The following is a 10822-nucleotide window of genomic DNA, read 5'->3' as shown; positions in this document are numbered from 1 at the left end:
GAGCCGGTGGACAGCGCGCTGATGGCCATCGAGGCGGACCAGTGGGACCTCGCGCGGGCCCACGCGCCCGTGCTGCTGACCGGCTTCGGCGGCGACGCGGTGCTGCGCGAGACCCGCTCGCGCCTGGCGCGCCTGGCCATGACCGGGCACCTGCTGCGCGCCGCGTGGGAGGCGGGCGAGTACGCGTGGCTGCACCGCCGTATCCCCCGCCCCGGCATCCGCACGTGGCGCCGAACGCGCGGCGCGCGGCTGCAGTCCGCGGTGGAGGTGCCGACGTGGCTCGATGGGGACTTCGCGCGCCGCGTGGCGATCGAGGAGCGGGTGGCGGCGCAGAACGCGGCCATGCCGCCGGAGCATCCCACCCGGCCGGAAGCGTACGACCAGCTGGTGGCGCCGCTCTGGCCCTACCTCTTCGCCTACCAGGACCCCGGCTTCACCGGCGTTCCGCTGGAGCAGCGGCACCCGTTCTTCGACGTGCGGCTCGTTCGGTTCCTGCTTTCCGTTCCCCCCGCACAGTGGTATAATGACAAGGGTTTGCTGCGAGTGGGGATGAAGGGGCTGCTGCCGGATCCCGTCCTCCGCCGCCCCAAGTCTCCCCTCCCCGGCGACCCGCTCCTGGCGCGGCACGAGCGGGACGGCGACGCGTGGCTCGGCGGCCGCACGCTGGGCCCGGAGGTCGAGGCGTACGTCGACCCCGCGCAGGTGTCGCGCACCGTCGGCGGGCGCGGGCCGGCGGACGACGCGCCGCTGTGGACGCAGCTGCGGCCGCTGGCGCTCTCGCTCTGGCTGCGCTCGCCTGGCTCGAAGTGATCTCCCCACCCTGCGAGGAACGGATGCCGGACGAAGCGAAGGCGGGCTACGCCAGGCCCGCGCTCAAGGTGTACGGCGACGCAGCGGTGGTTACGCAGTCGAGCGTGACCACCAACATGAACGACAAGGGTACCGGCTCCGCCTCGATGACCTGACGCCGCCCCGTCGCCCGCGACGGCCCTCTCCCCGCCGCCGCTTTCCCATCCGCTTGCGCTACCATCTCTACGGGCTGTCCGCCGAATCCGATCACCCGCTCCCGGGGCTGCGCGCCGAGCCGGACGCGGGCCCGGCGGAGCTGCGCCTGTCCATCGGCGCGCACCCCGCCGACCCGTCGTCCATCTCCACCCCCTGGTACGTGGCGGACCGCGAGACGGCGCAGGGCGAGCCGACCATGGCCGCCTTCCGCAGCGCGGACGGGGGATGGCTGCGCCTGCGCTATGCGGACGACACCGAGTTCACCGTCGACGCGAAAGGGACGCAGGTCGGCTGCACCTGGCAGGCGCCGCTGACGCTGGAAGACGCCTGCACCTACCTCCTCGGCCCCGTCTGCGGCCTCGTCCTCCGGCTGCGCGGCGCGGCCTGCGTACACGCGAGCGCCATCGCCACGGAAGCCGGGGCGCTGCTGGTGTGCGGCCCGGCGGGCGCGGGAAAGTCGACCACCGCGGCGGCGTTCGCGGCGCGGGGGGGGAAAGTCCTGGCGGACGACGTCGCCGCGCTGGAGGCGTCTTCGGATCGCATCGCCGTGCGCGCGGCGTATCCGCACCTGCGCCTGTGGCCCGACGCCGTGCGCGCGCTGTATGGCGACGAGTCCCGCCTCCCCCCGCTCACGCCCAACTGGGACAAGCGCTACCTCGACCTCGCGGAGGGCGGCGACGCCTTCCACGCCGGCGCGCTCCCCGTCGCCGCAATCGCGGTGCTGGGGGGACGGGAGACGGAGTACGCGCCGCGGCTCGAGCCGATGCGGCCGGCGGATGCGGTGCTCACCCTCGTCGCCAACACGTACATGGGATGGCTCCCCGATCTCGCCGCGCAGGCGCGCGACCTGGCGCTGTACGCGCGGCTGGCGCGCGAGGTGCCCGTGTTCCGCGCGGTGGCGCACGCGGATCCGGCGCGGCTGGGCGAGCTCTGCGCGCTGCTGGAGGCGCGCGCGGCGGGGACTCACGCGGGTGGTGGGGATGGCTGAGACGACGTACAGCATCGTCAGCTATGGCCGCATGCTGGCGGACCGCACGCGCCTGGAGCCGTACTGCCGCGCGCTCGAGGCGCTCGTCCGCCCCGGCTCCGTGGTGCTCGACATCGGCACGGGGACGGGGTTCTTCGCGCTCCTCGCGGCGAAGCTGGGCGCGCGGAAGGTATACGGCATCGACCCGACCGACCTCGTCCGCGTTGCGCGCGAGTTGGCGGCGGAGAACGGCGTGGCGGACCGCGTGGAGTTCATCCAGGACGTCTCCACGCGCGTGACCCTTCCGGAGCGCGCCGACGTGATCGTCTCCGACCTGCGTGGCATCCTCCCCCCGTTCCAGGAGATCGTGGGGACGATGGCGGACGCGCGGACCCGATTGCTGGCGCCCGGTGGCGCGCTCGTGCCGCGGATGGACGTTCTCATGGCCGCGCCGCTGGAAGCGGAGGAGCTCTGGAACGACCTCGCCGGGCCGGCGGAGGTGATGGGGATCACCCTGGGCGCGGCGCGGCGGTTGGCGGTAAACCAGTGGCTGCGCAGCACCTTCGACCCCGCGCAGATGCTGGGCGAGGCGCGCGAGTGGGCGAGGATGGACTACCGTTCGATCACCAGCGCGGACGTCGCCGGCGGCGCGGAATGGACGGCCGCGCGCGCGGGGACAGCGCACGGGCTGGGCGTGTGGTTCCGCGCCGAACTGGCGGACGGGATCGGCTTCGACTCGGGGCCGGGGAACACCAGCATCTACCAGACGGCGTTCTTCCCCTTCCCCGAGCCCGTCGTCCTGGCGGAGGGCGAGCGCGTGCGCGCCGAGCTGCAGGCGCGCCACCTGGGCGGCGAGTACATGTGGTTCTGGAACACGGAGATACAGCGGGAGGGCCAGCCCCCGCTCTCCTTCCGCCAGTCGACCTTCTTCGCCAGCACGCCCTCGCTCGACCGGCTGCGTAAGCGCGCCGATTCCTTCGTCCCGCACCTGCACGGCGATGGCGAGATCGGCGCGTTCATCCTCGCGGCCATGGACGGCGGCGCGAGCACGGGCGAGATCGCGCGCGCGGTGATGGAGCGCTTCCCGGGGCGATTCGAGAGCTGGGAGGCGGCGCTGGCGCGCGTGGGCACCTTCTCCGAGCAGTTCGCGGAGTGATGGCGATCGACGAGCGGACGGGCATAGACGTGGCGCCATTGGCGCTCACCGCGCGCGGCGTGCTCCTTCGCGCCGCCGCGCTGGCCGACCCGCGCGAGGTGGACGCACTCGCCGCGACGGAGATCGACTGGCCGCGGCTGTTCGACCTCGCCGCTCGCCACCGGATGATCCCGCTGCTCTACCGCTACCTGGCCGACGCGCCGCTCCCCGCGGAGGCGATGGCGGAGCTGCGCGCCCGCAACCGCGCGGAGGTGCATCGCGCGCTCTCGCTGGCCGCGGAGCTGCGGCGGCTGTCGGCAGCACTGGAGGACGCGGGCGTTCCCGCGCTGGCGTACAAGGGACCCGCGCTGGCCGTGCAGGCGTACGGCGATCTCGCGCTCCGTGGCTTCATCGACCTCGATCTCCTCGTCCTTCCCGGCGACGTCCCCCGCGCGCTGGAGGTGCTCGCGGCGGCCGGATACGAGCCGGCGCTCGACCTCACCCCCGCGCAGGAGCGCTACTTCCGGCGCGTCGATGGGGACTACCAGCTTCTCCATCGCGACACCGGACGCCTGGTGGAGCTGCACGCGCGTGTGTCGTCGGAGCGCTTCTGCATGCCGATCGAGACGGAGATGCTGATGCGGCGCGCCCAATCCGTCCCCGTCGGCGGCGCGCCCGTGCGGACGCTGGCCGACGAGGATGCCGTGCTGGTGGCCTGCGTGCACGGGGCGAAGCATCGCTGGAAGCGGCTGGAGTGGCTGGCCGCGCTCGCCGCACTCCTTCGCGGCGGGACCGACCCGGCGGCCGTGCTCGCGCGCGCGGCGGAGGTGCGCGCGCGGCGCACGACCCTGCTCGGGCTCGCGCTCGCGCGGCGCCTGGTGGACGCGCCGTTGCCGCCCGCGGTGGCGCGGGAGATCGAAGCCGACGCGCATCTCCCCGAGCTCGTCGACGAGGCGGAGCGGCGGATGCTCGACGATGGGGCGGAGGGCGAGGAGACGGTGGCGAACCTGCGCTTCAACCTCCGCGCGCGCGACGACGCGGCGGACCGGGCGCGATACGTGGGACGCTGGCTCTTCGGCCCGTCGCCGGAGGACTGGCGCTGGGCCCGTCTCCCCGACGCGCTCTTTCCCCTCTACCGCGTGCTGCGGCCGGTGCGGCTCCTGCTGCGCCACGCGAGGCGCGGCGGATGAGCGCCGAGCCCGGGCCGCCGCCGGCCGGAAGGGTGCGCGCGCTGGCGGCCGAGCTCTGGCGGCTGGACCCGCGGGGCACCGCGGGCGCGCTGGCGCTGTCGCTGGCCTCCGCCGCCTTCGAGGCCGCGGGCGTGGTGATGCTGGTGCCACTGCTCACCGCCGTCGGCCTTCCCGCGCCCGCCGGCTCGGCGGCGGGGATCGCCCGGGTGGCGCACCGCGCGCTGGCGTTCTTCGGGCTGCGGCCGACGCTCCTCCCCGTGCTGGCCCTCTTCGTCGCCGTCACCACCGCGCAGGCGCTGACCTACCGCGCGCAAGGGCTGGCGGCGCTGCGGCTGGAGCTGGAGGTGGCGCTCCGCATCCGCCGCCGGCTGTACGCGGCCGTTGCCGGAGCGCGCTGGCTGCACTTCACCCGCACGCGCTCGTCGGACCTGCTGCAGGCGCTCACGCTGGAATGCGACCGGGCGGCGCACGCGGCCTCGTACCTCCTCTCCATCGCCACCTACGCGCTGGTCTCGCTCGCGTACTTCGCGCTGGCGCTGCGCGTCTCCGCGGGCGCGTCGCTGGTGGCCGCGGCGTCGGGGGTGCTGCTGATGGCGGCGCTGCGCGGCTACTCGCGCTCCGTGCGCCGCCAGGGCGAGGGGCTGTCGCGCGCGCACGGCGAGATGACGGCGGCGGCGACCGAGCACCTGCAGAGCATGAAGACGGTGAAGAGCTACGGCGCCGAGGAGCGCAACGTGGCCCTCTTCGGTGCCGCCGCGCAGCACGCGGCCGACGTGCAGCAGCGCGCCAGCCGCCTGTATGCGGACTCGCGCGCGCTATTCACCGTGGGCTCGGCGCTGCTGCTGGGGCTCGTGACCTGGGTCTCCGTGGCGCTGCTGGAGCTCCCCGGAACGGCCACGCTGGTGCTGGCCTTCATCTTCTTCCGCCTCGTCCCCCGGCTGCAGAACCTGCAGCAGCAGCACCAGATGCTGGTGCACGACCTCCCCTCGTACGAGCTCGTCACGCGCCGCATCGCCGCGCTGGAGGCGGAGCGCGAGCGCCTCTCCGCCGGCGTGCCCGTGCACACGCTGGCCGAAGGGATCCGCTTCGAGGGCGTCACCTTCGCCTACCCCGCGGTGGGGCGCGACGCCGTCTCGGGGGTGGACCTGTGGATCCCCGCGCGGCGCACGACCGCCATCGTGGGGCCCAGCGGCTCGGGGAAGACGACGGTGGCCGACCTGGTGATGGGGCTCGTCCCGCCCGCGTCCGGCCGCGTCGTCGTCGACGAGCGGGTGCTGGACGAGGGATGGATGCGGGGGTGGCGCGAGGGGATCGGGTACGTGGCGCAGGACACCGTGCTCTTCCACGACACCGTCCGCCAGAACCTGCTCTGGGCGCACCCGGACGCGGCCGAAGAGGAGCTGCGCGAGGCGCTGCGGCAGGCTGCGGCGGACGGCTTCGTCGCCGCGCTGCCGCAGGGAATGGAGACGGTGATCGGCGACCGCGGCGTGCGCCTGTCCGGCGGCGAGCGGCAGCGGCTGGCGCTGGCCCGCGCGCTCCTGCGCCGCCCCGCGCTGCTCATCCTCGACGAGGCCACCAGCGCGCTCGACACCGAGAACGAGCGCCGCATCCGCGACGCCATCGCCGCGCTGCAGGGGCGGGTCACCATCCTGCTGATCACCCACCGCCTGTCCAGTGTCCGCGACGCCGACGCGATCCACGTGATGGAGGCCGGCCGCCTGGTCGAGTCCGGCGCCTGGGCGGAGCTGATGGCTCGCCCCGCCGGCCGCTTCCGCGCGCTCTGGCGCAGCCAGGAGGCGGAGGCGCAGGACCCGGGATCCTGAACTACAAAGTCTCACGCGGAGGCGCGGAGAACAGCGGAGAACTCATCGCCGGGGTGAGTTCTCCGCGTCCTCCGCGCCTCCGCGTGATCCTCTTCTTCTCAGAAGATGTACACCGGCGTCCCGATCGACACGGTGCGGAAGAGGTACTCGATCGCCTCGTCGCCCAGGCGGATGCAGCCGTGCGTGGCGGCCTGGCCGATCGAGTCCTTGTGCGGCGTGCCGTGCAGCAGGTATCCCCCGCCCATGCTCAGCGCATAGGCCCCCAGCTCGCCCTCGATGCGCCGGTTCCGCGTGTCCATCGGGGGCACGAAGATGGTGCGGTCGAAGATGATCTCCTCGTCCTCGGGGATGATCTCCTCCCCGCCGGCCGCGGGCTGGTAGATCACGCGGTCGCCGCGCACCAGCAGGCGACCGCCGTCGGCCAGGCGCACGGGCGCGCCGCGCTCCAGCCGCCGCAGCGCCCACCCGCTGTCGCGCGCGATCTCGGCGTAGTGCCAGTCGGGCGGCGTCCACACCGGGTTCGGGCGCTTGTCCTCCACCCGCCGCACGCCCCGCGGTGTGGCGAATCGCCACGCGCGCGACCCGTACTCCAGCCGCGTCCCCTTCCCCACCGCCACGGGCGCGGTGTAGACGGTGTCTCCCCCGTCCATGTACCACAGCCGCCGCTCGGCCAGCGAGATCACCACGCGCCGGCCGCCCGCGCGGAACGCCGCACGCCGCATCGCCGCGTCCTCCACCGTCGGCGCGGGAGGATCGCGCACCAGCCCGGTCCGCCAGTCGCTGCGCGCGCTGTCGCCAGCGGGGCGCGCGGGGGCCGATGGCGCCGCCGCGGACGCGGTTGCCGAACCGACACGCGTGGACGTCGCGGGCTGCTGCGCCCGCGCGGACGCGGCGAGGACGCCCAGCGCGAGGGCGGCGGCGGAGACGAGGATTCGGGGCATGCTGCGCATCATAGATCTCGGGCCCGTCGAAGCGAACGGCTGCCGCGGCGGAGCTTCCACCGCGGCAGCCCGTGCGTTCGCTCCTGCGGTGGATCAGAGCGGCGTCGTGGGCGCCGGCGGAGTCGTCGGCGCGGGCGTCGTGGGTGCCGGCGTCGTCGTGGTCGTGTTGTTGTTCATGTCGTCATGGTTCATGTTGTCCATGTTGTCCTTGCCGACACGCATCCGGGTCCGGCCGGTGGCGTTCATATCGCTGCTGGGCCGCACCAGCCCGGTGGAGCAGTCCGGCCGGTCGAGCGCGTTGCTGTTGTTGCAGGCGTTGGTGGTCGACATCGCCGGCGGGTTCATCGAGCCGCTGCCGGCGCTCACGCCGTTGTTGGTGTTCAGGTCCTGGTTGGTGGTGGTGTTCAGGTTGTTCTGACCAGCCATGTTGCTCTGGTTGGTCGTGGTCGGCGGGGTCGTCACCGCCCGGTCGGTCGTCGTCGGCGTCGGGGTGGTGGTGGCGTTCTGGTCCTGCGTCGGGGTGGTCACCGGCTGCTGCTGGACGGCGGGCGTGGTGTCCCGCGGGGTGGTGGTGGTGGTGACCTGCGCGCCGGCCTGCTGCGCGGCCAGAGCCAGCACGGCGGCCAGCGCGGCCACCGGCAGGGTGCGAGTGAGCGTCATCGTACTCCCTCCGTTCGGGGATGGGGCGTTCCCGGGCGCATTTTGTCCAATCCCGGGTGGGGCGGGGTCCGCCGCAATCTCCACGCCCACCGTGGCTCACAGCGTCGCAGATCTACAAGGCTTTTCCAAACTGCTCCGTGCCTTGGGACCAGTTGACACATCAACAAAACTAGTTATGTTGATCTCATGATCACGACGACGCCCGCCGACCTGGCCCGGACCGCCCGCCTCTTCCACGCGCTCAGCGACGAGACGCGGCTGGAGATCGTGCGCATGCTGTCGCGAGGCGAGCGCTGCGTCTGCGAGCTGACCGGCGCGCTCGACGCCGCGCAGTCGCGGCTGTCGTTCCACCTGCGCACGCTGCGCGAGGCGGGGCTGGTCTCCGACCGCCGCGCGGGGCGCTGGGTGTACTACTCTCTGGTGCCCGGCGCGCTGGAGGAGATCTCCGCCACGGCGCAGTCGCTGCTGCCGAGCGAGGAGGCGTGGTCATCGTCCGAGGGATGCTGCCGCTGAGGGCCGCATCCCCCTTTTTTTCATCTCTCGCATCAACATAAATTGATGCGAGCCAAACGGGGAGGTGAGTGATGGGAGCGAACGAGACGATCCGCGAGACGGTGCGCCAGCGCTACGGGCAGGCCGCGCTGCGGGTGATGGCGGGCGAGGCGAACGGCTGCTGCGGCGCGTCGGCCTCGTGCGGGGGCGACGACCCGATCACGCGCGACCTGTACAGCGACGGCGAGACCACCGGCATCCCCGCCGAGGCGGTTCTGGCATCGCTCGGCTGCGGCAACCCCACGGCGCTGGCGGAGCTCGGCGAGGGCGAGACGGTGCTGGACCTGGGCTCGGGCGGCGGGATCGACGTCCTCCTCTCCGCGCGGCGCGTGGGGCCCACGGGGAAGGCGTACGGGCTCGACATGACTGACGAGATGCTGGCGCTGGCGCGCGAGAACCAGCGCCGGGCGGGGGTGGAGAACGTCGAGTTCCTGAAGGGGCACATCGAGGAGATCCCGCTCCCCGACGACTCGGTGGACGTGATCATCTCCAACTGCGTGATCAACCTCAGCGGCGACAAGCGGCGCGTGCTGGCCGAGGCGTTCCGCGTGCTGAAGCCCGGCGGCCGCTTCGCGGTGAGCGACGTGGTCGTGCGCGGCGAGGTACCGGCGGAGGTGCGGCGCAGCATGGAGCTGTGGGTGGGGTGCGTGGCCGGCGCGCTGGAGGAGGGCGAGTTCCGGCGCCTGCTGGAGGAGACGGGATTCGAGGAGGTCGACATCGAGCCCACGCGCGTCTACAGTATCGACGACGCGCGCGCCTTCCTCGAGGGCGCCGGGGTGGACGTCGCCGCGGTGGCCGAGGCGGTGGACGGCCGCGTGGCCAGCGCCTTCGTCCGCGCGCGCAAGCCGGCGCTCGTCGCCGCGGGTACGTCGGCGGGCGAGGCGGCCTGCTGCGCGCCGGGCTGCTGCGGGTGATCGAGCCGGAGACGGGCGGGGAAACCCGCGTCTGGAACGTTGGAAAGCCCGCAAACTGCGCGGGCTTCAGGAGATAAGGCCCTCGCGGAGGCGCCGGGGATTCGCTCGGAAGCCGCCTCCGCACAGCCTGCGCAGCAGGCTTCCCAATGTTCGAGCCGCGGGTTTACCCGCCTGTGGGATATCCGCCGTTCCGAACGGGAGAATCAATCATGACCGACTACACGATCCGCCCCGCGGGGCCTGACGACTACGACGTCGTCGATGCCCTGCTGCGGCGCACGAGCCTGCCACCGGACGGGCTCGACGAGCAGTTCGGCGATGCATACGCCGTGGCCGAGTCGGGCGGGCGCGTTGTCGGCGCGGCCGGGGTGGAGGTGTATGGAGATGCGGGGCTGCTGCGCTCCGTGGCCGTCGACCCGGAGTGGCAGGGGCGCGGGCTGGGCGCGGCGCTCACCCGCGAGCGGCTGGCCTGGGCCGATGCGCGCGGGCTGTGCGAGGTCTACCTGATGACCAACACGGCGGCGGGATATTTCCCCAGGCTCGGGTTCGCTCCCGTGGAGCGCGCCGAGGTGCCCGAGGCGGTGCGCGGATCGCTGCAGTTCGCCTCCGTCTGCCCCTCGACCGCCGCGGTGATGGTCCTGCGCCTGCGCGAGACCCCGTGCGCTACGCCCTGATCTCCGACGTCCACGCCAATCTCCCCGCGCTCGACGCCGTCCTGGCCGACATCGGCGGTCGTGCGGACGTGGATGCGGTCTACCACCTCGGCGACCTGGTGGGGTACGCGCCGTGGCCGAACGAGGTGGTGGCCCGCATCCGCGCGGCGGAGATCGCGGGCGTGGCGGGGAACTACGACTCGACGGTGGCCGCGGGCGCACCGCACTGCGGGTGCCGCTACGAGGATCCCGTGCAGGAGGCGCAGTCGCACGAGAGCTACGCCTGGACGCGCGCCCAGGTGAGCGAGGAGACGCGCGCGTTCCTGGGTACCCTCCCCTTCCGCATCGACGTGCGGCCGGGTGGCGGGCACGCGCCGGGGCCGCGCGTCGTCCTGGTCCACGGCACGCCCACGCTGAACACGCTCTACTGGACGGAGGACCGCGACGACGCCTTCGCGCGGAAGATGGCCGCGCACGCGGGCGCCCGCCCCGGCGACGTGATCTGCTTCGGCCACACGCACAAGCCGTGGACGCGCGTGGTCGACGGCATCCGCCTGGTGAACACCGGCTCAGTCGGCCGCCCCAAGGACGGCGACTGGCGCGCCGGCTACGTCCTGCTCGACGTGGAAGACGGCTCGTCCGAGGTCGAGTTCGTCCGCGTGGAGTACGACGTCGAGCAGGCGATGGAGGCGATCCGCGCGAGCACGCTCCCCCACGCCTTCGCCGAGTACCTGCGCACGGGCGGCCGGCAGGAAATCGCCGTCTGATATTGTCTCAAGGAAAAGAAGGCTCACGCAGAGCAGCAGAGGCAGCGGAGATGAGTTCTCTGCTGCCTCTGCTGCTCTGCGCAGGCGTTCGACAGTTCCGGCTACATGCGAGACCCAGGATTGGCGCCAATCCTGGGTTTTTCGCGCTCAAAACACTGGATTCACCGATTTTCTGTTGTACACGGATTTTCGATGTGCATTGACTCAGCAACAGG

General features: G+C 72.9%; 12 protein-coding genes. 10 read left to right on the top strand and 2 right to left on the bottom strand.

Annotation, left to right across the window (positions count from 1 at the left end; translation table 11 throughout):
• The 6 genes from VF092_20140 to VF092_20115 all read left to right on the top strand — a co-directional run.
• Positions 1 to 810: asparagine synthase-related protein (locus tag VF092_20140; protein ID HEX6749613.1), on the top strand; the 810-nt coding region annotated here is incomplete at its 5' end.
• Between the two features lie 23 nt (positions 811 to 833).
• On the top strand, positions 834 to 965 hold the full coding sequence (locus VF092_20135) for a hypothetical protein (GenBank protein HEX6749612.1): 132 nt from the start codon (positions 834 to 836) through the stop codon (positions 963 to 965).
• A 53-nt stretch (positions 966 to 1018) separates the two neighbouring features.
• Positions 1019 to 1993 (top strand): hypothetical protein, encoded by a 975-nt coding sequence (locus VF092_20130; GenBank protein HEX6749611.1) that lies wholly within the window; start codon positions 1019 to 1021, stop codon positions 1991 to 1993.
• The gene (locus tag VF092_20125) at positions 1986 to 3128 is read left to right on the top strand and encodes a 50S ribosomal protein L11 methyltransferase (GenBank protein HEX6749610.1); all 1143 of its coding nucleotides are present in this window, start codon (positions 1986 to 1988) and stop codon (positions 3126 to 3128) included. The genes VF092_20130 and VF092_20125 overlap by 8 nt, the downstream gene beginning before the upstream one ends.
• Positions 3128 to 4297 carry a nucleotidyltransferase family protein gene (locus VF092_20120; protein ID HEX6749609.1) on the top strand — a complete coding sequence of 390 codons (1170 nt, stop codon included), beginning with the start codon at positions 3128 to 3130 and terminating at the stop codon, positions 4295 to 4297. The genes VF092_20125 and VF092_20120 overlap by 1 nt, the downstream gene beginning before the upstream one ends.
• On the top strand, positions 4294 to 6120 hold the full coding sequence (locus VF092_20115; protein ID HEX6749608.1) for an ABC transporter ATP-binding protein: 1827 nt from the start codon (positions 4294 to 4296) through the stop codon (positions 6118 to 6120). The genes VF092_20120 and VF092_20115 overlap by 4 nt, the downstream gene beginning before the upstream one ends.
• A 98-nt stretch (positions 6121 to 6218) precedes the next feature.
• Here VF092_20115 and VF092_20110 read toward each other — a convergent pair whose 3' ends face one another.
• Positions 6219 to 7061, bottom strand: a complete 843-nt coding sequence (locus VF092_20110) for a L,D-transpeptidase (GenBank protein ID HEX6749607.1) — start codon at positions 7059 to 7061, stop codon at positions 6219 to 6221.
• Positions 7062 to 7154: 93 nt separating this feature from the next.
• Positions 7155 to 7721 carry a hypothetical protein gene (locus tag VF092_20105; GenBank protein ID HEX6749606.1) on the bottom strand — a complete coding sequence of 189 codons (567 nt, stop codon included), beginning with the start codon at positions 7719 to 7721 and terminating at the stop codon, positions 7155 to 7157.
• Between the two features lie 186 nt (positions 7722 to 7907).
• Between VF092_20105 and VF092_20100 the strand changes: the two genes are divergently transcribed.
• The 4 genes from VF092_20100 (at position 7908) to VF092_20085 (ending at position 10607) form a co-directional block, all read left to right on the top strand.
• A complete protein-coding gene (locus VF092_20100) occupies positions 7908 to 8234 on the top strand; it encodes a metalloregulator ArsR/SmtB family transcription factor (GenBank protein ID HEX6749605.1) in 327 nt (108 codons plus the stop codon).
• Between the two features lie 71 nt (positions 8235 to 8305).
• Positions 8306 to 9187: an arsenite methyltransferase gene (locus VF092_20095; GenBank protein ID HEX6749604.1), complete on the top strand. Its 882-nt coding sequence runs from the start codon at positions 8306 to 8308 to the stop codon at positions 9185 to 9187.
• A gap of 209 nt (positions 9188 to 9396) precedes the next feature.
• Positions 9397 to 9861 carry an arsenic resistance N-acetyltransferase ArsN2 gene (gene arsN2, locus VF092_20090; GenBank protein HEX6749603.1) on the top strand — a complete coding sequence of 155 codons (465 nt, stop codon included), beginning with the start codon at positions 9397 to 9399 and terminating at the stop codon, positions 9859 to 9861.
• Positions 9846 to 10607, top strand: a complete 762-nt coding sequence (locus tag VF092_20085; GenBank protein ID HEX6749602.1) for a metallophosphoesterase family protein — start codon at positions 9846 to 9848, stop codon at positions 10605 to 10607. Before arsN2 ends, VF092_20085 begins: the two co-directional genes overlap by 16 nt.
• Positions 10608 to 10822 lie beyond the last annotated feature (215 nt).

This window comes from Longimicrobium sp. (assembly GCA_036377595.1).
Classification (GTDB): Bacteria; Gemmatimonadota; Gemmatimonadetes; order Longimicrobiales; family Longimicrobiaceae; genus Longimicrobium.
The sequence above is the reverse complement of the archived record's forward strand: the minus strand, read 5'-3'. Positions and strand labels throughout refer to the sequence as shown.